Raw genomic sequence first — 20534 nt, forward strand, 5'->3', positions numbered from 1 at the left:
CTCCTCGGGCTGGAAGCCGGCTGGGGAAGCCTCCACCCTAGCGCGCGGTCACGGCGCTTCGTGCCCGCCCGTCGAAGGTGTCCGCGGCGGCCCCTGCCAGTGCATCGGCTGGGGCTGCGGCTTGGGGGTGAACAGCGCGGTGAGGCCCATCAGCACCGCCAGCGCGGCGATCGGCCAGGCCGTCAGCACGCCCTGCGCGGTGAGCTTCAGCGGGCCGTAGAAGGTCTGCCCGGTGGGTACCGCGCGGGCCGCCGCCACCACGTCCCCGGTCGGCCCGAGGGCGGTACCGACCTTGGCGGCGATGTACGCGCCGAGGAGTCCGCCGAGGGCCAGTCCGACCGCGACCGTCACCCCGCCCTGCCGAGCCCGGGTGCGCCAGTACGCCAGCGCCCCGGCGACCAGGCCGAAGCCCAGGCCGATCAACGCGAAGGTGCCGTCGGCGCCGATCGCCTGCTCGCCCTCCGGGTCCTTGAGGTAGACCGCGCTGGTGTCCGCGTAGAGCGGCACCTTGGGTGCCAGCCAGTGCCAGACCGCGCCCATCAGCACGCCCAGCACCGCCGAGCCGACCAGCAGCGCGCAGATGATCACCAGATTGGCGCGCAGCTCGACCGGCGCCCTCACCGGCCCGGTCGGGAGCGCGTCGGGCCCGCCGGGCCCGGTGCCCGAGGGCAGGGCGTCCGAGGGCAGGGCGTCCGAGGGCAGGGCGTCCGAGGGCAGGGCGTCCGAGGACGCGGCGTCCGAAGGCACGGTGTCGGCCGTGTCGGCGGTGTTCGCGGCATCGGCGGCGTCAGGAGCGGTCACGGCGTCATCGTCCCATGCCGGTACGCGCCGGCGCGCGCCCAGGTCGGCCAGGTCAGGCGTGGGTGGCGGCGCGGCGGTAGGCCCAGGTGGCCAGGGTGAGCGAGAGCAGGCCCACCACGGCGCAGACCGCGAGGTCGGCACCGACCAGCGCCCAGTCCGGCCGGGCGGCGAAGCTGCGGGCCAGCGCCTCCACCCCGTACGTCGAGGGCAGCAGGTCGCGCAGCCACTGGATCGGGGCCGGCATCCGGCTCGACGGCAGCACCCCGAGCAGCAGCGCGGCGGACATCCCCAGCTGCCCCAGCAGCGTCGCGATCTCCTGACGGTTCGCCAGCAGCCCGCAGGCCGCGCCCAGGCCGGCCAGCGCCGCCCCGGCGAGCGGGACCACCAGGGCCAGCACCCACAGGTGCACCCAGCTGAGCTGGAACAGCGCACAGCCCACCGCCGCCGTCAGCAGCGTCCCCGGCACCGTGAACGACGCGTACGCCGCCGCCGTCCCCAGCACCACCGAGGCGGCCGGCACCGGCAGCGTCGCGTAGTGGTCCAGGCCGCCGGTGGCGCGCAGCCGGCCGAAGTACTGGGCCAGCAGGTTGAGCGCGACGAAGGCCACCACCAGCACGCTCGACCCGGCGACCACGTCGCGCGCGGCCTCGGTGTCGGAGGCACCGGTGCCGACCACCCCGCGCATCATCACCATGATCCCGAGGGACTGGAAGGTGGCGACGAACAGCAGCGGTATCCGGGCCACCCTGGCCCGGGACAGCTGGGCGCGGTAGACCGCGCCGAGCGCGGGCAGCAGCGCGGCCCGCGGCGCCAGCGGGACCGGCCCGCCGGCCGGGACCGCGGGCCGGGCGCAGGCCGGAGCGGCGGAGGAGGTGGCGGAGGCAGGGGCGGAAGCCGAAGCGGAGGCGGGCACGGGTGCGGGTGCCGGGACCGGGGTGTTCATCGGGCCAGTCCTTCCTGGCGTCCGCCCAGCAGCAGGTACACGTCCTCCAGGCTGGGCGTGGACAGCGAGAAGTCGTCGAGGGCCGCGAAGGCGGGGCCCGAGGTGACCTCCGCGACCAGGTCGCGGGCCTCGTCCGGGCCGGTGCGCACGGTCCAGCGGCGGCCGTTGCGGGTGGCCCGGGCGGCCAGCCCGGCGACCAGCGGCAGCCCCAGCGGCGGCTCGTCCCGCCAGACCAGGTCCAGCCGCACGTCGCCGTCGACCATGGCCTTGAGGCCGCCGGGGGTGTCGCAGGCGATGATCCGCCCCTGGTCGACCACGGCGACCCGGTCCAGCACCGTCTCGGCCTCGATCACGTTGTGGGTCACCAGCAGCACGGTCACCCCCTGCTCGGCGCGGCGGCGCGCCACCGCCGACCAGACCGCCCGCCGGGCGACCGGGTCCATACCGGTGGTGGGCTCGTCCAGGACCAGCAGCGGGCGGGTGCCGACCAGCGCGGTGGCGAAGCAGGCGAGCCGGCGCTGGCCGCCGGAGAGTCTGGCCAGCGGGCGGCCGGCGAGCGGCTCCAGGGCGAGCTCGGCCAGCACGGCGTCGCGCTCGTCCCGCGCCGCCGGGGTGCTCAGCCCGCGCAGCCGGGCCGTGGTCTCCACCGCCAGCGCCACGGTGAGCTCGTCCAGCGCGGTGGACTCCTGGCCGAGGTAGCCGAGCAGCCGCGCGGCCCGGTCCGGGTGCCGCACGATGTCGTGGCCGAAGAGGTCGATGCTGCCGCCGTCCGGCCGCAACAGCCCGGTGAGCTGCCGGACCAGGGTGGACTTGCCCGCTCCGTTCGGCCCGAGCAGCCCGAACACCTCGCCGCGCCGGATCTCCAGCGAGATGCCGGCGTTCGCGGTCACGGTCGTGGCTTTCGCGCCCCGTCCGGAGCGATAGGTCTTGGTCAGGTCACGGACGGTGCAGCAGCTGTCGGCGGGAGCGAGCGTCCCCGTCGCCGCGATTGGTTGGGTATCCACGTGCTCCCTGCGCTTCCGTCCTCCGACAGGGCCTGACTGTACGCGGAGTCGGCGTGCCGGCGGGCCACGGGGGTGCTCGCAGGGGTGACGCGGCGGCCGGTGGGATCAGTGGTCCGGGACGCGCTGCTCCACCGCGGCGGCGTCCCCGCCGGGGACACGGGCCGCGATCTCGCGCCAGAAGCCGGCCCGGATGGCGAAGCGGTCGTGCTCGTCGATCTGGTCGTCCTTGTGCGCGAGCAGGCCGAACCGGGCCGCGTAGCGCAGCAGCTCGCCGTCCACCCGGTGCGGGATCCGGGGGTAGTCGGTCCAGAGCCCGGCCAGCCGGGTGGCCGCGTCGCCCAGCCGGTCGGTCCAGCGGCGGGCGAAGACCTGGCCGACCTCGGTGGGGTCGCCGCCGACCGCGGTGATGTCGTCCTCGCGGTCGGCCCACTTCTGCTCGGCGGTGGTGAGCTGGCTGAGCGTGGGTACGGTGTCGGCCGCGCCGCCCTCGCCGGGCCGGTCCACCCAGCCGCGGTCCGAGGACCAGCGCAGCATCGACGGCGACGGCACGGGCATCGGCGGCGCCGGCGGCGCCGGACGGGGAGCGGCGAGACCGGCCGCGATCTCCTTGGGGGTGGGCACCCGGGCGGCAGGCTTCCCGGTCGCGGTGACCGCTCCGGCGGCCGCCGTCGCCGCCGCCCCGGTCACCAGCTCCTCGGCGGTGTCCGGGACGGCCGGTTCCGGCGTGGCCGGGATCGGCGCGTGGGTGATCGGCGCGTGGGTGATAGGTGCGTGGGGAATCGGCGCGGAGAGGATCGTGGTGATGTCGGGACGGGGGTCCGGGGGCGCGCAGGGCGGCACGGCCTCGCGGACCCGGACCCAGCCGGTGATCCACTCGCGGTCCAGCACCCGCCGCTCGTCCGCCTCGGCGACCAGGTCCTCGGACTGGTTGAAGTCCCCGTCGGCGGCCTGCACCGCCCACAGGTGCACGGCCACGCCGTGCTCCTTGGCCGCGGTCATCCCCGGCAGCAGGTCGCCGTCGCCGGTGACCAGCACCACGTCGGCGCAGGCCCGGTTCCGGGCCAGCCCGGACAGCTCGGCATGCATCGCGGCGTCCACGCCCTTCTGCACCCAGCGGCCTTCGGCCCGGGTCAGCGCGCCGAGCCGGACGGTGACCCGGGGCATCACCCTCAGCCGCCGGTGGTCCGGCATCGGGCGCCGGTCCGGCGCGGCGTCGAACCAGTAGATGCGCAGCAGCGGCAGGCCGGTCTCGGCCTCGGCACGCTCCCGGAGCCGTCCGATCAGTTCGTTGTGGTCCACCGCGATCCGCGAGCGGGAGCTCTCGCCGGCGAGCAGGCTCGCCGCCGCACCCAGCAGGTATCCGGCATCCACGAGGACGACGCATCGGTCCACGTCCCACACCTCATTCCTCTGACCGGCGGGTGGAGCTCGGCGGTGGAGGAGTGACCGGCCGCGCTGTTCCGAGACCCTTACCCAACCGGAACGCAGGGTATCCGACCGGACACGCGCCGCGGGGGCGGTCGCCGGGCCCGCCGTGCGTCGCGGACGATCAGGGACAATGGCTCCTACGGGCCGTGGCGTCCGGTTCGCGAGTGGAGCAGGTGTCTGTCGAGTCATGCGTAGAAGATCAGTGGTGCTCCTGGTGTCCGGGGTCCTCGCGGTCGGCGGGATCGTGCTGCCCTCGATCCAGGAGCAGGGGTCGCACGGCGACACCAGGATCACCAGGGTGGTGGTGAACGGCGGCAAGCCCATCGTGCTCGGCCCGGACAGCACCGTGCCGTTCACCTTCAGCATCACCGCGGAGGACGGTTCGGGGGTCAGGTCGGTCGACAACGTCGGCTTCTGGGGCCCCAACGACGGGATCCTCAAGGCCTCCGCGACCAGCTGCACCGCCACCTCGAAGACCGTCTCGGTCTGCACCGGCACCTCGTCGGTGTCGACCGGCAAGTCCAGCGAGCGCGCCTTCGACGACATGGCCGGGGTCTGGCACGTGCACGCGGTCGCCAACGGCAACGACGGCGACAAGGCGGTGGAGGACGGCGCCGGGACCTTCTCGGTGCTCAAGGCCGGGGTGTTGTCGGTCTTCGGCGTCCAGCAGGTGGCCGCGAAGGGCACCCACTTCACCGTCGGCGGGCTGCTGCAGAAGCCGCAGTGGCAGACGAAGCAGTGGGTGCCGAACCCGGACCAGAAGGTCGAGCTGCAGTTCTGCGCGACCGGCTGCCGCAAGCCCACGGTGGTGGCGAAGGTCTGGTCGGACGCCCAGGGCGAGATCATCGCGACCGTCGCCGCGTCCAGCACCGGCACCTACAACTGGTACTACCCGGGCCAGTACTGGGCCCAGCCGGTCGCCTCCCAGGCCGTGCAGACCACCGTCAGTTCGGGTTGAAGGCCTGGCGGGTGAGTTCCACCGCGGGCAGCGAGGGCAGCTTGGCGAGCAGCGCGGTCTCGCGGCGGAGCAGGGCCAGTTCGGCGCGCAGCCGTTCCCCGGTCGAGACGGCCCCCAGCAGCCGCTGCTTGTCCGTGGTGTCCAGCACCGAGGCCGCGGCGATCAGGTAGGAGAGCACGGTCGGGTCGTCGGGGAGCTCCTGCACCCCGGCGACGGACGTCTCCCGGGCCCCCGCCAGCCGCTTCTGGTAGGTGCGGAAGGTCCGCTCCACCACCGGGGCGAGCATGGCCGCCTCCTCGTCCGGCTCCTCGGCGATCCGTTCGACCTCCGCGGTCAGGTACGGTCCGCTCGCGTCGAAGGACGCCACCCGGAACCGGGTGGTGCCGGTCGCGATCAGGTCGTAGCCGCCGTCCTGGCGCGACTCCACCGAGGCGATCTCGGCGACGCAGCCCAGGTCGAAGAGCGAGCGGGCCGGGTCGGGGCCCATTCCGGCCAGGGCCGCGCTCGACTGCTCCAGCCCGGTCGGCGCGACCTCGCGGCCGTCCCGGATCGCGACCACTCCGAAGCGGTACGGCTCGGGACCCTCCACCAGGTCCGCCACGAGACGGCGGTACCGCTCCTCGAACACGTTCAGAGGCAGGACCAGGCCCGGATAGAGCACCGTGCCCAGGGGGAAGAGGGGTAGCCGTTCCGTCACGTGCGCAAGAGTATCGGCACCCCGGGAGTCCCACGGCGCGTCCCACGACGTGGTACGGACCCACGGTTGCGGCGGCTGCTCCGTAGACTGGTTTCTGTGATTTCGCGAATCGACCTCAGAGGTTCCACCGACGACCCGCGCGCCGTCCTGCCGCGCGCCGAACTGGACGTCGAGGCCGCCCTGGAGCGGGTGCGGCCGATCTGTGAGGACGTACGCCATCGCGGCGTCGAGGCGCTGATCGAGATCACGGAGCGTTTCGACGGAGTTCGGCTGACCGACATCAGGGTGCCCACGGCGGCGATCAGCGCCGCCCTGGAGCAGCTCGACCCGGACATCCGGGCCGCCCTGGAGGAGTCCATCCGCCGGGCCCGCACGGTCCACCGCGAGCAGCGCCGCACCGACCACACCACCCAGGTCGTCCCCGGCGGCACCGTCACCGAGCGCTGGGTCCCGGTCGACCGGGTCGGCCTCTACGTCCCCGGCGGCCTGGCGCCGCTGGCCTCCTCCGTGGTCATGAACGTGGTCCCGGCGCAGGAGGCCGGGGTGCCCAGCCTGGCGCTGGCCAGTCCGCCGCAGAAGGCGCACGGGGGGCTGCCGCACCCGACCATCCTGGCCGCCTGCGCGCTGCTGGGCGTGGACGAGGTGTACGCCGTCGGCGGCGCCCAGGCCATCGCCATGTTCGCCTACGGCGCGGGGGAGTGCGAGCAGGTCAACCTGGTCACCGGTCCCGGCAACATCTATGTCGCCGCGGCCAAGCGCCTGCTCAAGGGCCGGATCGGGATCGACGCCGAGGCCGGTACCACCGAGATCGCCATCCTCGCCGACGACACCGCCGACCCGCGGCACGTCGCCGCCGACCTGATCAGCCAGGCCGAGCACGACCCCAACGCCGCCTCGGTGCTGGTCACCGACTCGGCCGCGCTGGCCGGTGCGGTCGAGGAGGAGCTGGCGGCGCAGGTCGCCAGGACCCGGCACGAGGTCCGGGTCCGGGCCGCGCTGTCCGGCAAGCAGTCCGGCATCATCCTGGTCGACTCGCTGGACCAGGGCCTGGAGGTGGTGAACGCCTACGCCGCCGAGCACCTGGAGATCCAGACCGCCGACGCCCCCGCGGTCGCCGCCCGGGTCCGCAACGCGGGCGCGGTCTTCGTCGGCGCCTACGCGCCGGTGTCGCTGGGCGACTACGCGGCCGGCTCCAACCACGTGCTGCCGACCGGCGGCTGCGCCTGCCACTCCTCCGGGCTGAGCGTGCAGTCCTTCCTGCGCGGCATCCACGTGGTGGAGTACTCCCGGGACGCCCTGGCCGACGTGGCCAGGCACGTGGTGACCTTCGCCAACGCCGAGGACCTGCCGGGCCACGGGGACGCGGTTCGCGCTCGCTTTGACTGGACGGTGCCCCAGGCATGAGGATCGACGACCTCCCCATCCGGGACGAGCTCAAGGGCAAGTCTCCGTACGGGGCCCCGCAGCTCGACGTGCCCGTCCTGCTGAACACCAACGAGAACCCCTACCCGCTGCCGGACGCACTGGTGGCGCGGATCGCCGAGCGCGTCGCCGAGGCCGCCCGGACCCTCAACCGCTACCCGGACCGGGACGCGGTCGAGCTGCGCGAGGGCCTGGCCGGCTACCTGACCCGCTCCACCGGGTACGGCGTCGACCTGGTCAACGTCTGGGCCGCCAACGGCTCCAACGAGATCCTGCAGCAGCTGCTGCAGACCTTCGGAGGACCCGGGCGCACCGCGCTCGGCTTCGCGCCCACGTACCAGATGCACGAGCTGATCGCCCGGGGCACCGGCACCGGCTGGCTGCAGGGTCCGCGCAACGCCGACTTCACCGTCGACCTGGACGCGGCCCGCGCGGCCATCGCCGAGCGGCGTCCCGACGTGCTGTTCATCTGCTCGCCGAACAACCCGACCGGCACCGCGGTGCCCCGCGAGACCGTGCTGGCGCTGTACGAGGCGGCGCAGGCGGTCAAGCCGACGCTGGTGATCGTCGACGAGGCGTACATCGAGTTCTCGCACCGGCCCTCGCTGCTGCCGCTGATCGAGGGCCGCCCGCTGCTGGTGGTCACCCGGACCATGTCCAAGGCCTTCGGCGCGGCCGGGCTCCGGCTCGGCTACCTCGCCGCCGACCCGGCGGTGGTGGACGCGGTGCAGCTGGTCCGGCTGCCCTACCACCTGTCCTCGGTCACCCAGGCGACGGCACTGGCCGCGCTGGAGTTCACCGACACGCTGCTCGGCTACGTGGAGCGGCTCAAGGACGAGCGCGACCGGGTGGTCGGCGAGCTGCGGGCGATGGGCCTGCGGGTCACCGACTCGGACGCCAACTTCATCCAGTTCGGCTGCTTCGAGGACACCCACGCCGTCTGGCAGGCCGTCCTCGACCGCGGCGTGCTGGTCCGCGACAACGGCGTCCCCGGCTGGCTGCGGGTCACCGCAGGCACCCCGGCCGAGAACGACGCCTTCCTCGACGCCGTCCGTGCGGCAACCAAGGAGCTGTGAATGACCCGCATCGGGCGCGTTGAGCGCACCACCAAGGAGACCTCCGTCAAGGTCGAGATCGACCTGGACGGCCGCGGCACCACCGACATCAGCACCGGCGTGGGCTTCTACGACCACATGCTGGACCAGTTCGGCCGCCACGGACTGTTCGACCTCACCGTCAAGACCGACGGCGACCTGCACATCGACACCCACCACACCATCGAGGACACCGCCCTCGCGCTGGGTGCCGCGTTCAAGCAGGCGCTGGGCGACAAGGTCGGCATCTACCGCTTCGGCAACTGCACCGTCCCGCTCGACGAGTCGCTCGCCCAGGTCACCGTGGACCTCTCCGGCCGCCCCTACCTGGTGCACACCGAGCCGGAGCAGATGGCGCCGATGATCGGCTCCTACGACACCACGATGACCCGGCACATCCTGGAGTCCTTCGTGGCCCAGGCGCAGATAGCCCTGCACGTCCACGTACCGTATGGACGCAATGCCCACCACATTGTCGAGTGCCAGTTCAAGGCGCTCGCCCGGGCGCTGCGGTACGCCAGCGAGCTGGACCCGCGCGCGGCCGGGATCCTCCCGTCGACCAAGGGCGCGCTCTGAGTCATGAACACCGCCAGCATTGTCTACATCTTCCTCGGGCTCTTCCTCGTCGGCGGCGCGTACTCCTTCTGGAAGCAGAAGCTGCCCAGGGGCGTCGTCCTGCTGCTCGCCCTCGGTGCGGGCATGTGCCTCGCCACCGGGCTGATGCGCCTCTAGAGAAGGGCTTGACTGTCATGGCCAAGCGAGTGGTCGTCCTCGACTACGGCTCCGGCAACCTCCGCTCCGCGCAGCGCGCGCTGGAGCGGGTCGGCGCGGAGGTCGAGGTGACCTCCGACTTCCAGACCGCGCTGGACGCCGACGGGCTGCTGGTCCCGGGCGTGGGCGCGTTCGCCGCCTGCATGGAGGGCCTGCGGGCGGTGCGCGGCGAACGCGTCATCGGCCGCCGGCTGTCCGGCGGACGTCCGGTGCTTGGCATCTGCGTGGGCATGCAGATCCTGTTCGCCCGGGGTGTGGAGCACGGCGTGGAGACCGAGGGCTGCGACGAGTGGCCCGGCACGGTCGAGCCGCTGCGGGCCCCGATCGTCCCGCACATGGGCTGGAACACGGTCAAGGCCGCGCCCGGCAGCGGGCTGTTCGCCGGCCTTGACCAGGACACCCGCTTCTACTTCGTGCACTCCTACGCGGTCCGGCACTGGGAGCTGCCGCCCATCGAGCAGCTGCGCCCGCCGCTGGTCACCTGGGCCGAGCACGGCGAACCCTTCGTCGCCGCGGTCGAGAACGGACCGCTGGCCGCCACGCAGTTCCACCCCGAGAAGTCCGGCGACGCCGGCGCGACCCTGCTGAAGAACTGGATCGAGTCACTGTGAGCAAGGATGCCGTGAACAAGGACCGTCTCGTCCTCCTCCCCGCCGTCGACGTCCGGGACGGCCAGGCCGTGCGGCTGGTCAAGGGCGCCTCCGGCTCCGAGACCGGCTACGGCGAGCCGCTGGCCGCGGCGCTGGCGTGGCAGCAGGCCGGCGCCGAGTGGATCCACCTGGTCGACCTGGACGCCGCCTTCGGCACCGGCGACAACCGGGCGCTGCTCGCCGAGGTCACCGGCCGGCTCGACGTCAGGGTCGAGCTGTCCGGCGGCATCCGCGACGACGACTCGCTGCGCGCCGCGCTCAGCACCGGCTGCGCCCGGGTGAACCTCGGCACCGCCGCGCTGGAGTCCCCGGAGTGGGTCGCCAAGGCCATCGCCGAGTACGGCGACCGCATCGCGGTCGGCCTCGACGTGGTCGGCACCACCCTGCGCGGCCGCGGCTGGACCAGCGAGGGCGGCGACCTCTACGAGGCGCTGGCCCGCCTGGACGCCGAGGGCTGCGCCCGCTACGTGGTCACCGACGTGGACAAGGACGGCACCCTCACCGGCCCCAACCTGGAGCTGCTGCGCAACGTCTGCGCCGCCACCGACCGCGCGGTCGTCGCCAGCGGCGGCGTGTCCTCGCTGCAGGACCTGCGTGACATCGCGACGCTGGTGCCTCAGGGTGTGGAGGGTGCCATCGTGGGCAAGGCCCTCTACGCACAGGCATTCACCCTCGAAGAGGCGCTGGCGACAGTGTCCTGAAGGAGCTGACGGCGGCATGACCGATCGAGAGTTGACGCAGCGTGAGACGACGCAGCGTCAGGCAGTGCCGCCCGGCCAGGTTGGCGGAGACAGCCCCTGGGAGGAGCAGTTCGGCTTCTCCCGGGCCGTCGCCGTCGGCGACTTCGTCTTCGTCTCGGGATGCACGGCCTGGGACGACGGGCGGATCCTGTTCGAGGGCTCGCCCACGGACCAGGCCCGCACCGCGTTCGGGGTGGCCCTGAGCGCTCTCGCCCGCTTCGGCCTCGGCGCCGACGCCGTGGTCAGGACCCGGATGTACGTGACCCACGCCCGGGACTGCGACGACGTGGGCCGGGTGCACAAGGAGCTGTTCGGCGAGGTCCGGCCGGCCGCCACCATGGTCGTGGTCAGCGCCCTGCTGGACTCCCGGATGGCCGTCGAGGTCGAGGTCGAGGCCTACCGCGGGACCCCGGCAACCCAGTGAACCAACGAAAGAGATCGGAGCCGTTCGCGTGACCCTCGCCGTTCGCGTGATCCCCTGCCTGGACGTCGACGCCGGACGGGTGGTGAAGGGCGTCAACTTCCAGAACCTGCGCGATGCCGGTGACCCGGTGGAGATGGCGAAGCTCTACGACGCCGAGGGCGCCGACGAGCTCACCTTCCTGGACATCACCGCCTCCTCCGGCGACCGGGAGACCACCTACGACGTGGTCCGCCGCACCGCCGAGCAGGTGTTCATCCCGCTCACCGTCGGCGGCGGGATCCGCGAGGTGGACGACGTGAACCGGCTGCTGCGGGCCGGCGCGGACAAGGTCGGCGTCAACACCGCCGCGATCGCCCGCCCGGAGCTGCTGCGCGAGATCGCCGAGCGCTTCGGCCGCCAGGTCCTGGTGCTGTCGGTGGACGCCCGGCGCACCCCGGAGGGCACCGTGACCGCCTCCGGCTTCGAGGTCACCACGCACGGCGGGCGGCGCGGGACCGGCCTGGACGCGGTCGAGTGGGCCGAGCGCGCGGCCGAGCTGGGTGCCGGCGAGATCCTGCTGAACTCGATGGACGCGGACGGCACCAAGGACGGCTACGACCTGGAGCTGCTGCGCGCGGTGCGCCGGGTGGTCGGCGTCCCGGTGATCGCCAGCGGCGGCGCGGGCAGGCTGGCCGACTTCGCGCCCGCCGTGGAGGCGGGCGCGGACGCGGTGCTGGCCGCCAGCGTGTTCCACTTCGGCGACCTGCGCATCGGTGAGGTCAAGCAGGCCCTGCGCGCCGCCGGCCACCCGGTGCGCTGACCCCTGCGGGGGGCCGGGCCGGGGTCACATGCCCAGCTCGGCCTGCTGCACCTTGTCGATGGCCTCCTGGTCGCCCTCGACCTGCACGTCGGCGTGCTCCTGGCGTCCCATTACGAACATCAGCAGCTCGGCGGGCTCCCCGGTCACGGTGACCACGGGGGAGCCCTTGCGGGCCACCGCCGTCTGCCCGTCCGGGCGGCGCAGCACCAGTCCGGACGGCGAGCGCCGCCCGGACAGCCAGGCGGTGCGGACCAGCCGGCCCCACAGCTCCTCGGCGAACTCCGGGTCGACCACCCGCGGCGACCAGCCGCTCTGCGCCCGCCGCACGTCCTCGCCGTGGATGTAGTACTCCACGACGTTGGCGGCCTCGTCCGCGCCGGGAATCCCGAACACCGACAGCTTCGGCGGCCCGGTGCGGATCAGTTCGAGCAGCTCCTCGTAGGGCTTGGCCGCGTACTCGCCCTGGATCCGGTCGAGCCGGGCCGCCAGCGGCTTGATCATGATGCCGCCGGCGGCGTCCGGCCGCCGCTCGCGCACGACCAGGTGCGCGGCGAGGTCCCGGGTCGTCCAGCCCTTGCACAGGGTGGCGGCCTCGGGACCGACGCTTTCGAGCAGGTCGACCAGCAGCAGACGTTCACGGCGGGCGTGATTTGGCATAAGGCCAGCCTACGGCTGATGGGCCCTCAGTTCACCGCAGCTTCGAACTCAGTTTCGTCGCGGTGGGACCGGAGATGGACAGGGCGCAGGTCGCGGTGCGGGTGCCCCGGGTGTAGGTGTCCAGGTCCGGGAAGAGCGCGTACGACTTCAGCTGGGTCTGGTTGCTCAGGGTGTTGTACTTGTGCTGGTTGATCGGGTCGCACAGGTCCCCGGCCTTGGTCGATATCTGGTCGTCGGTGGTCAGCCCGGCGGGCAGCGTCGCCAGCCCGGTGACCTCGGCGTCGTGCGCCTCGCTGCAGACGTGCACGGCGATGTCGGTGATCGTCGGGGTCAGGCTGGGGGTGCTGAAGCACTCACCGACGAACAGGTCGACGTAGGTGAAGGTGCGGTCGGTCGACGAGGGCGTCGGGGTCGGGGTCGGCGAGTCGGTGGGCGCGTCCGTGGTGGGCGTGTCCGTGGGAGTGTCGGTCGGCGTGTCCGTGACGACCGGCGTCGTGTCGGTGGGGAACGCCACCGGCTTGTTCCCGCCGCTGCCGAGCGCGACGACGAGCACCACCACCAGGACGATGACCGCGGCGACCCCGCCGGCGATGATCCCGATCACCTTGCCGTTCCCGTTGCCCGGGGGCGGGCCGGGCGGCGGCCCGTACGGCTGCTGGTAGCCGGGTGGCGGGTAGCCGCCACCCGGGGGCGGCGGCGTCGGCTGGCCCGGCTGGCCCCACGCCGGCGGCTGCGGCTGGCCGTACCCCTGCGGTGGCGGGGGTGTCGGCTGCTGCTGCGGGTAGCCGTAGCCCTGTGGCGGCTGTTGCCCGTAGGGGTTCTGATAGGGGTTGGACTGGCCGTCGTTGGGCGGTGGTGGCGGCGGTGGCGGGGAACTCATGTCGTACAGAATGCCCGTCGAGTAAGAGATTCTGACAGGCGGATCGTAGGAAAAGTCAGGCCTGTGGCAGCTTCTGAAGCTACCTCAGGATGATTGTGCGGCTTTGTCCTGTATTGGCGAGAGCCCAAGATCACAGCTCGCCGGCGCCGCCGGGGCACCGGCTTGGCACAATGGTCGGCATGTCCTCCACTCCCGCCACTCCCTCCACCCCCGCCGCACCTGGCAGTACTGCCCTCGACCCGGCGATCGCGGTCCGGCTCAAGCGCGACCCGAACGGCCTGCTGCCCGCCGTCGCCCAGCAGTACGACACCGGCGAGGTGCTGATGCTCGGCTGGATGGACGACGAGGCCCTGTACCGCACGCTCACCACCGGCCGCTGCACCTACTGGTCGCGCAGCCGTCGCGAGTACTGGGTCAAGGGCGACACCTCCGGCCACCTCCAGCTGGTGAAGTCCGTCGCGCTGGACTGCGACGGCGACACCCTGCTGGTCCGGGTCGACCAGGTCGGCGCGGCCTGCCACACCGGCGACCGCACCTGCTTCGACGCCGGCACGCTCCCGGTCTCCGGTACTTCGGACTCTGGTACTTCGGACTCCGGTGTCCCGGGCTCCGGTACCGCGACCGCCGGCTGAGCCCTTCGGCCGGTGGCGCGGGCGGCGGATCGGCTACGCTGCGGAATCATGACAACCGGTGCCGTGACACCCGACCTTGAGACCTTTCGCAAGCTCGCCGTCGACCGGCGGGTCGTGCCGGTCACCCGGCGGTTCCTCGCGGACGGCGACACGCCCGTGGGGCTGTACCGCAAGCTCGCCGGGGAGCGGCCGAACACCTTCCTGCTGGAGTCCGCGGAGCAGGGCCGCTGGTCGCGCTACTCCTTCGTCGGAGTGCGCAGCAGCGCCGCGCTGACCACCGACGCGGACGGCAACGCCCGCTGGCTCGGCAGCCCGCCGGTGGGCGTCCCGACCGGGGGCGACCCGCTGCAGGTGCTCCGGGCCACCGTCGAGGCCCTGCACACGCCCCGCAGCGTCACCTCCACCGGCCCGCACCGGGCCGGTGAGCTCCCGCCGTTCACCGGCGGCATGGTCGGCTACCTGGGCTACGACGTGGTCCGCCGGCTGGAGAAGCTCCCGGACCTCAACCCCGACGACCTCGGGCTGCCCGAGCTGACCATGCTGCTCGCCACCGACCTGGCCGTCCTGGACCACGGTTCGGGCACGGTGATACTGATCGCGAACGCGGTCAACCACGACGACCGCCCCACCGGGGTCGACGCCGCCTACGCCGACGCGGTCGCCCGCCTGGACACGATGACCGCCGACCTGGCCCGGCCGGTCGACACCGGCGCGGCCGCGCTGGCCCCGGTCCAGGCGGTCGAGGCGGTCTCGCTCTTCGGCGGAGCCCCGTTCCGGGCCGCCGTCGAGGAGGTCAAGGAGCGGATCCGGGCCGGCGAGGCCTTCCAGGTGGTCCCCTCGCAACGGTTCGAGGCCCCGTGCCCGGCCAGCGCGCTGGACGTCTACCGGGTGCTGCGGGCCACCAACCCTAGCCCGTACATGTACCTGCTGCGGTTCGAGGGCTTCGACATCGTCGGCTCCAGCCCCGAGGCGCTGGTCAAGGTCGAGGACGGCCGGGCCATGGTGCACCCCATCGCCGGGACCCGGCACCGGGGCGTCACCCCCGAGGAGGACGCGGCGCTCGCCACCGAGCTGCTGGCCGACCCCAAGGAGCGCGCTGAGCACCTGATGCTGGTCGACCTGGGCCGCAACGACCTGGGCCGGGTCTGCGCGCCCGGCAGCGTCGAGGTGGTCGAGTTCATGACGGTGGAGCGCTACAGCCACGTCATGCACATCGTCTCCACGGTCACCGGGCAGGTCGCCGAGGACCGGACCGCCTTCGACGTGCTCACCGCCTGCTTCCCGGCCGGGACGCTCTCCGGCGCGCCCAAGCCCCGGGCCATGCAGATCATCGAGGAACTGGAGCCCACCCGCCGGGGGCTCTACGGCGGCTGCGTCGGCTACCTGGACTTCGCCGGGGACTCCGACACCGCCATCGCGATCCGCACCGCGGTGATCCGCGACGGCGTGGCGTACGTCCAGGCCGGTGCCGGCGTGGTGGCCGACTCGGTGCCGGAGAGCGAGGACGCCGAGTGCCGCAACAAGGCCGCCGCCGTGCTGCGCGCCGTCGCCACCGCGAGCACCCTGCGTCCGGCCGCGGAGTCGGCACAGGGCAGACTGGACGGGTGACCGCACTGCCGCAGCCCCGTACCGAAGCCGACTCCGGGGCCGATGCCCAGCCCGGAGCCACGGATGTCCCCGGCGACGCCGCTGCCGCCCGAGGGGGGAGCGGGAGCCGGCGCAGCCTGGCGCTGATGCTGCTGCTGACCGTTCTCGGCGCCGCGCTGGTGCTGCTGGCGGTCGGGCAGACCTGGGCCCGCGGGACCGTCGACTTCCAGGGCACCCGGGTCGCGGTCTCGGCCGGCGGCTCGCAGACCACCGGACTGCCCGGCGCGCTGGCGCTGGTCGGCCTGGCCGCGGCCGTCGCCGTCTTCGCGGTACGCGGCGCGGCGCGGCGCGCGGTCGGGCTGCTGCTGGCCCTGGCCGGCGCCGCTGCGGCGGTGGCGGCCGTGACCGGCGCCGCCGGCGACGACGCGCTGAACCGCAGGGCCGTCGCCGCCGTCGGCCTCAGCCGGGCCGTCGCCACCGGCGTCAGCCACAGCGTCTGGCCCTGGGCGGCCGCGGTGGGCGGCCTGCTGCTGCTGGCTGCCGGTCTGCTGGTGCTGGTCCGGGGCCGGGACTGGCCGGGCATGTCCTCGCGCTACGAGGCCCCGGCGAAGCCCGCAGTGACGAAGACCACGCGGAACAACCCGGACAGTCCGGCAGACTTGTGGAAGGCCCTGGACCGGGGCGAGGATCCGACGACGTGACGAGGTCAGGGCCGACACAGGCCACCCGGCACGGCGGCGCCCATCGCGGTACGGAACAATGGCCGTCGACAGCCAACGTGCAACTGAGGAGCAGCAATGTCGGGTAGTGCCCACGGACACACCACCGCCGCCTGGACCGGCGTCGGGATCTCCTTCATCGGGTTCATGGTCTCCGGCGTGGCCATGGTCGTGCCGAGCCCGGTGCTGGTGATCGTCGGCCTGGTCGTGGCCGCTGTCGGCCCGCTGGTCGGCAAGGCCATGTCGGTCGCCGGTTACGGCAAGAAGCCCTCCACCCACACCACCATCCCGGTGGTACAGAAGACCCCGGTCAGCTCCGGCGTCTCCTCCTGACCCCAGCGGTGGACTTCGGGGGTGCGGACGCGGGAGCCGGGATCCGGACGAGCCCGGCTGCGTCCGCGGGTGCGCCGTCGGGCCCGCCCGGTGCCGGTGCCCCGCGTCGGCTGGCCGGGCCGGCGACCGCCTTCGCCGCGGTCGTCGCGGCCACGGCCTACGTCGGCGCCGTCGATCCGAACCGTCCCGGGCACTACCCGGTCTGCCCGTTCCTGCGGATCACCGGCTGGTGGTGCCCCGCCTGCGGCGGTCTGCGCTGTGTGCACGCGCTGACCAGGGGCGACCTCGGTGCCGCCGTGCACGACAATGTGCTGGCCGTGCTGGCCTGCGGATTCGCGGTGCTGCTCTGGCTCCGCTGGAGCTACCGGGCGGCCCGTGGGCTGCGTACCCCCACACCCGAGATGGGCCGATCCTGGGCCTGGGTGCTGGTCGCCGTGCTGCTGGCCTTCACCGTCCTCCGCAACCTGCCCGCCGGGGCCCTGCTGGCCCCGCCGGTGGTGCACTGACCGGCGCCCGCGGTCCGAAGGGCGAGACCGCATCGCTCTCGATGCGAAGCACTGCCACGCCTGCGGATATCATCGACACGGCTGCAGACAGCCGGACCTGTTTCGTTACACCCGCATAGGGGGCGTCCGCGTGAGTGTGCTCGACGAGATCATCGAAGGTGTCCGTGAGGACCTCGCAGAGCGCCAGAGCCGGGTCTCCCTGGACGAGCTCAAGGAGCTCGCAGCCCGCGCCCCGCAGGCCAAGGACGGCGTCGCCGCGCTGCGCGGCGACGGCGTGAGCGTCATCTGCGAGGTGAAGCGCTCCAGCCCCTCGAAGGGCGCGCTGGCCGCCATCGCCGACCCGGCCGCGCTGGCCATGGACTACGCCGCCGGCGGTGCCGCGGCCATCTCCGTGCTCACCGAGCAGCGCCGCTTCGGCGGTTCGCTGGCGGACCTGAAGGCGGTTCGCGCCGCGGTGGACACCCCGCTGCTGCGCAAGGACTTCATCGTCACCGCCTACCAGCTCTGGGAGGCCCGCGCCTACGGCGCCGACCTGGCCCTGCTGATCGTCGCCGCGCTGGACCAGCCGGCCCTGGTGTCGCTGATCGAGCGGGCCGAGTCGATCGGGCTGACCCCGCTGGTCGAGGTGCACGACGAGGAGGAGGCCGCCCGGGCGGTGGACGCGGGGGCCCGGATCATCGGCGTCAACGCGCGGAACCTCAAGACCCTCAAGGTCGACCGGGACACCTTCGCCAACGTCGCCCCGTCCATCCCGGCGCACATCGTCAAGGTCGCCGAGTCGGGGGTGCGCGGTCCGCACGACCTGATCGCCTACGCCAACGAGGGCGCGGACGCGGTTCTGGTCGGCGAGTCCCTGGTCACCGGCCGCGACCCGAAGGCGGCCGTCGCCGACATGGTCGCCGCCGGAGCGCACCCCGCGATCCGCCACAACCGCGGCTGAGCCGCCGCCGAACCGCCGCCGAGCCGCGGTCCCGATCGGGATCGCGGCGAGGCCACTCACGCGGCGGGCGACCGTCTGTCATACTCCTTCCATGGCCATGTCCCCCCGTCTCCAGCCCGGCTGCAAGCCGCGCGGCTGCCGTGCACCCGCTCGCCGGGTGCTCGGGCGGCGGGTTCGCTATGTGATCGGTGCGGAGCCGGGACAGGTCCCCGGGCAGCGCTAGCAGGGAACCAGCGGCGAGCCTTCGGCACGCGACGGGATGCGCACGGGATCTTTCAGGGGGCGACCTCGGGGGACGTGCCGGTCCGGTCGTGCCGGAGGTCGCGCGCCGCCGTGTGTACCCCTCCCTGCCCACCTCACCTCCGAGGACCTGTCATGCCATCCGAGGACATCACTCCCGACCCGCGCGGATACTTCGGCGCCTACGGCGGCCGCTTCATTCCGGAGGCGCTGGTCGCCGCCGTCGAGCAGGTCGCCGACGAGTACGAGAAGGCCAAGGCCGACCCGGCCTTCGCGGCCGAACTCTCCGCCCTGCTCAAGGACTACACCGGGCGCCCCAGCCCGCTCACCGACGTCCGCCGCTTCTCCGCCGAGGCGGGCGGCGCCCGGATCCTGCTCAAGCGCGAGGATCTCAACCACACCGGCTCGCACAAGATCAACAACGTGCTGGGCCAGGCCCTGCTCACCCGGCGGATGGGCAAGACCCGTCTGATCGCCGAGACCGGCGCCGGCCAGCACGGCGTGGCCACGGCCACCGCCGCCGCGCTGTTCGGCCTGGACTGCACCGTCTACATGGGCGAGGTCGACACCGAGCGCCAGGCGCTCAACGTCGCCCGGATGCGGATGCTGGGCGCCGAGGTGATCCCGGTGACCTCCGGCAGCCGCACCCTGAAGGACGCGATCAACGAGGCGTTCCGCGACTGGGTCGCCAACGTCGACTCCACCCACTACCTCTTCGGCACGGTGGCCGGACCGCACCCGTTCCCCATGATGGTCCGCGACTTCCACCGGGTCATCGGGATCGAGGCCCGCGCCCAGGTCCTGGACCGTACCGGGAAGCTGCCGGACGCGGTCGTGGCCTGCGTCGGCGGCGGCTCCAACGCGATGGGGATCTTCTACGACTTCATCCCGGACGCCGGCGTCCGGCTGGTCGGCATCGAGGCGGCCGGCGAGGGCGTGGACACCCCGCGCCACGCGGCGACCCTCACCAAGGGCGACCCGGGCGTGCTGCACGGCTCGCGCACCTACGTCCTGCAGGACGAGGACGGCCAGACCATCGAGAGCCACTCCATCTCGGCCGGCCTGGACTACCCGGGCGTCGGTCCGGAGCACGCCTACCTCAAGGACACCGGCCGCGCCGAGTACCGGCCCTGCACCGACGCCGACGCCATGGCGGCGCTGCGACTGCTGTCCCGCACGGAGGGCATCATCCCGGCCATCGAGAGCTCCCACGCCCTCGCCGGGGCCCTGGAGCTGGGCCGCGAGCTGGGCCCCGAGGCGACCATCCTGGTCAGCCTCTCCGGGCGCGGGGACAAGGACATGCACACGGCCGCCGAGTACTTCGGCCTGCTCGACGAGGCGGGACACTGAGATGGCGCAGCACACGAACAAGCAGCTCAGCCGGGTGCTCGCGGCGGCGAAGGCGGAGCACAGGGCGGCCCTGGTCGGCTACCTCCCGGCCGGCTTCCCCACCATCGCGGGCGCGGCCGACGCCGTGCAGGCACTGATCGACGGCGGCGTCGACGTGGTCGAGATCGGCCTCCCGCACAGCGACCCGGTGCTGGACGGTCCCACCATCCAGACCGCGGACGACATCGCGCTGCGCAACGGGGTCCGCACCAGCGACGTGCTGGAGACGGTCCGTCAGGTCACCGCGGCCAACCCGGCCGTGCCGGTCCTGGTGATGACCTACTGGAACCCGGTCGACCGGTACGGCGTGGCGCGGTTCGCCGCCGACCTGGCCGCGGCCGGCGGCGCCGGCTGCATCCTGCCGGACCTGCCGGTCGAGGAGGCCGGGCCGTGGCTCGCGGCCGCGGAGGAGCTGGGGCTGGCCACGGTGTTCGTGGTCGCCCCGTCCAGCCGCGACGAGCGGCTCGCGACCATCACCGCGAGCGGCACCGGCTTCGTCTACGCTGCGGCGGTGATGGGCGTCACCGGCACCCGCAGCGCGGTCGGCGACATGGCCGAGGACCTGGTGAAGCGGACCCGGGCGACCACGGACCTGCCGGTCTGCGTCGGCCTGGGTGTCTCCACGGCGGCGCAGGCCGCGGAGGTGGCGGCCTTCGCCGACGGCGTCATCGTCGGCTCGGCCTTCGTCCAGCGGCTGCTGGACGCGCCCACGGTGGAGGCAGGCTGCGCCGCCGTCCGCGAACTCGCGGCGGAACTCGCCCAGGGCGTCCGCCGGTAGGCCGGCGGGGTTGCCGCTCCGGAATCCGCGGGACCGGGACGGCGTGGTGTCCGACGCGGTCACTCGTTCGGGTGAGTGACCGCGTGGCGCGCACCCGGGCGGGTGCTCTTCTCGTTGATGATCCGGCAGGTGGTGCCGTTCG

General features: G+C 73.3%; 25 protein-coding genes. 18 read left to right on the forward strand and 7 right to left on the reverse strand.

Going from position 1 to position 20534, the window contains the following annotated elements; all coding sequences use genetic code 11:
- Window positions 1-48: 48 nt before the first annotated feature.
- The 4 genes from ABH925_RS21235 to ABH925_RS21250 all read right to left on the reverse strand — a co-directional run bounded on the left by ABH925_RS21235 (window position 49) and on the right by ABH925_RS21250 (window position 4140).
- Window positions 49-801, reverse strand: coding sequence for a hypothetical protein (locus ABH925_RS21235; RefSeq protein ID WP_370150158.1), 753 nt, complete (start codon window positions 799-801; stop codon window positions 49-51).
- A gap of 52 nt (window positions 802-853) precedes the next feature.
- On the reverse strand, window positions 854-1744 hold the full coding sequence (locus ABH925_RS21240) for an ABC transporter permease (RefSeq protein WP_370150159.1): 891 nt from the start codon (window positions 1742-1744) through the stop codon (window positions 854-856).
- Entirely contained in the window at window positions 1741-2748 is a 1008-nt protein-coding gene (locus tag ABH925_RS21245) for an ABC transporter ATP-binding protein (protein WP_370150161.1), read from the reverse strand. The genes ABH925_RS21240 and ABH925_RS21245 overlap by 4 nt, the downstream gene beginning before the upstream one ends.
- Before the next feature lie 105 nt (window positions 2749-2853).
- Entirely contained in the window at window positions 2854-4140 is a 1287-nt protein-coding gene (locus ABH925_RS21250) for an NYN domain-containing protein (protein ID WP_370150163.1), read from the reverse strand.
- Between the two features lie 223 nt (window positions 4141-4363).
- Between ABH925_RS21250 and ABH925_RS21255 the strand changes: the two genes are divergently transcribed.
- On the forward strand, window positions 4364-5134 hold the full coding sequence (locus tag ABH925_RS21255; RefSeq protein WP_370150165.1) for a hypothetical protein: 771 nt from the start codon (window positions 4364-4366) through the stop codon (window positions 5132-5134).
- Here ABH925_RS21255 and ABH925_RS21260 read toward each other — a convergent pair.
- A complete protein-coding gene (locus ABH925_RS21260; RefSeq protein ID WP_370150167.1) occupies window positions 5121-5831 on the reverse strand; it encodes an LON peptidase substrate-binding domain-containing protein in 711 nt (236 codons plus the stop codon). The two genes, ABH925_RS21255 and ABH925_RS21260, sit on opposite strands and share 14 nt — an antisense overlap.
- A gap of 96 nt (window positions 5832-5927) precedes the next feature.
- On the opposite strand from ABH925_RS21260, the gene hisD reads away from it, so the two are divergent.
- The 8 genes from hisD to hisF are packed head-to-tail and all read left to right on the forward strand — an operon-like array spanning window position 5928 to window position 11731.
- Window positions 5928-7235, forward strand: coding sequence for a histidinol dehydrogenase (hisD, locus tag ABH925_RS21265; RefSeq protein ID WP_370150168.1), 1308 nt, complete (start codon window positions 5928-5930; stop codon window positions 7233-7235).
- Window positions 7232-8329, forward strand: a complete 1098-nt coding sequence (locus tag ABH925_RS21270) for a histidinol-phosphate transaminase (RefSeq protein WP_370150170.1) — start codon at window positions 7232-7234, stop codon at window positions 8327-8329. The genes hisD and ABH925_RS21270 overlap by 4 nt, the downstream gene beginning before the upstream one ends.
- A complete protein-coding gene (hisB, locus tag ABH925_RS21275; protein WP_370150171.1) occupies window positions 8330-8923 on the forward strand; it encodes an imidazoleglycerol-phosphate dehydratase HisB in 594 nt (197 codons plus the stop codon).
- 3 nt (window positions 8924-8926) lie between these two features.
- Window positions 8927-9079, forward strand: coding sequence for a hypothetical protein (locus ABH925_RS21280; protein ID WP_370150172.1), 153 nt, complete (start codon window positions 8927-8929; stop codon window positions 9077-9079).
- A 17-nt stretch (window positions 9080-9096) separates the two neighbouring features.
- Window positions 9097-9729, forward strand: coding sequence for an imidazole glycerol phosphate synthase subunit HisH (gene hisH, locus ABH925_RS21285; RefSeq protein WP_370150174.1), 633 nt, complete (start codon window positions 9097-9099; stop codon window positions 9727-9729).
- Window positions 9730-9740: 11 nt separating this feature from the next.
- Window positions 9741-10469: a bifunctional 1-(5-phosphoribosyl)-5-((5-phosphoribosylamino)methylideneamino)imidazole-4-carboxamide isomerase/phosphoribosylanthranilate isomerase PriA gene (gene priA, locus ABH925_RS21290; protein WP_370150176.1), complete on the forward strand. Its 729-nt coding sequence runs from the start codon at window positions 9741-9743 to the stop codon at window positions 10467-10469.
- A 16-nt stretch (window positions 10470-10485) separates the two neighbouring features.
- On the forward strand, window positions 10486-10932 hold the full coding sequence (locus tag ABH925_RS21295) for a RidA family protein (RefSeq protein ID WP_370150178.1): 447 nt from the start codon (window positions 10486-10488) through the stop codon (window positions 10930-10932).
- A gap of 28 nt (window positions 10933-10960) precedes the next feature.
- Window positions 10961-11731, forward strand: coding sequence for an imidazole glycerol phosphate synthase subunit HisF (gene hisF / locus ABH925_RS21300; RefSeq protein WP_370150180.1), 771 nt, complete (start codon window positions 10961-10963; stop codon window positions 11729-11731).
- Between the two features lie 24 nt (window positions 11732-11755).
- Here hisF and ABH925_RS21305 read toward each other — a convergent pair whose 3' ends face one another.
- Both ABH925_RS21305 and ABH925_RS21310 read right to left on the reverse strand, forming a co-directional pair.
- Complete coding sequence (locus ABH925_RS21305; RefSeq protein ID WP_370150182.1) at window positions 11756-12388, reverse strand: TIGR03085 family metal-binding protein; 633 nt, start codon at window positions 12386-12388, stop codon at window positions 11756-11758.
- A 31-nt stretch (window positions 12389-12419) separates the two neighbouring features.
- The gene (locus ABH925_RS21310) at window positions 12420-13268 is read right to left on the reverse strand and encodes a hypothetical protein (RefSeq protein ID WP_370150184.1); all 849 of its coding nucleotides are present in this window, start codon (window positions 13266-13268) and stop codon (window positions 12420-12422) included.
- A 179-nt stretch (window positions 13269-13447) separates the two neighbouring features.
- On the opposite strand from ABH925_RS21310, the gene hisI reads away from it, so the two are divergent.
- From hisI to trpA, 9 genes are all read left to right on the forward strand, one after another.
- Window positions 13448-13900, forward strand: a complete 453-nt coding sequence (gene hisI, locus ABH925_RS21315) for a phosphoribosyl-AMP cyclohydrolase (RefSeq protein ID WP_370150186.1) — start codon at window positions 13448-13450, stop codon at window positions 13898-13900.
- 48 nt (window positions 13901-13948) lie between these two features.
- Window positions 13949-15508, forward strand: coding sequence for an anthranilate synthase component I (locus ABH925_RS21320; RefSeq protein ID WP_370150188.1), 1560 nt, complete (start codon window positions 13949-13951; stop codon window positions 15506-15508).
- Window positions 15505-16188 carry a TIGR02234 family membrane protein gene (locus tag ABH925_RS21325; protein WP_370150190.1) on the forward strand — a complete coding sequence of 228 codons (684 nt, stop codon included), beginning with the start codon at window positions 15505-15507 and terminating at the stop codon, window positions 16186-16188. The genes ABH925_RS21320 and ABH925_RS21325 overlap by 4 nt, the downstream gene beginning before the upstream one ends.
- A gap of 96 nt (window positions 16189-16284) precedes the next feature.
- The gene (locus ABH925_RS21330) at window positions 16285-16539 is read left to right on the forward strand and encodes an HGxxPAAW family protein (protein ID WP_370150192.1); all 255 of its coding nucleotides are present in this window, start codon (window positions 16285-16287) and stop codon (window positions 16537-16539) included.
- A gap of 41 nt (window positions 16540-16580) precedes the next feature.
- The gene (locus ABH925_RS21335; RefSeq protein WP_370150360.1) at window positions 16581-17045 is read left to right on the forward strand and encodes a DUF2752 domain-containing protein; all 465 of its coding nucleotides are present in this window, start codon (window positions 16581-16583) and stop codon (window positions 17043-17045) included.
- Window positions 17046-17175: 130 nt separating this feature from the next.
- On the forward strand, window positions 17176-17985 hold the full coding sequence (gene trpC, locus ABH925_RS21340) for an indole-3-glycerol phosphate synthase TrpC (RefSeq protein WP_370150193.1): 810 nt from the start codon (window positions 17176-17178) through the stop codon (window positions 17983-17985).
- 40 nt (window positions 17986-18025) lie between these two features.
- A complete protein-coding gene (trpM, locus tag ABH925_RS21345) occupies window positions 18026-18208 on the forward strand; it encodes a tryptophan biosynthesis modulator TrpM (RefSeq protein ID WP_370150362.1) in 183 nt (60 codons plus the stop codon).
- A gap of 152 nt (window positions 18209-18360) precedes the next feature.
- Complete coding sequence (gene trpB, locus ABH925_RS21350; RefSeq protein WP_370150195.1) at window positions 18361-19575, forward strand: tryptophan synthase subunit beta; 1215 nt, start codon at window positions 18361-18363, stop codon at window positions 19573-19575.
- Window position 19576: 1 nt separating this feature from the next.
- Window positions 19577-20392, forward strand: a complete 816-nt coding sequence (trpA, locus tag ABH925_RS21355; protein WP_370150196.1) for a tryptophan synthase subunit alpha — start codon at window positions 19577-19579, stop codon at window positions 20390-20392.
- Window positions 20393-20534: the final 142 nt, after the last annotated feature.

This window comes from Streptacidiphilus sp. EB129 (assembly GCF_041262645.1).
Classification (GTDB): domain Bacteria; phylum Actinomycetota; class Actinomycetes; order Streptomycetales; family Streptomycetaceae; genus Streptacidiphilus.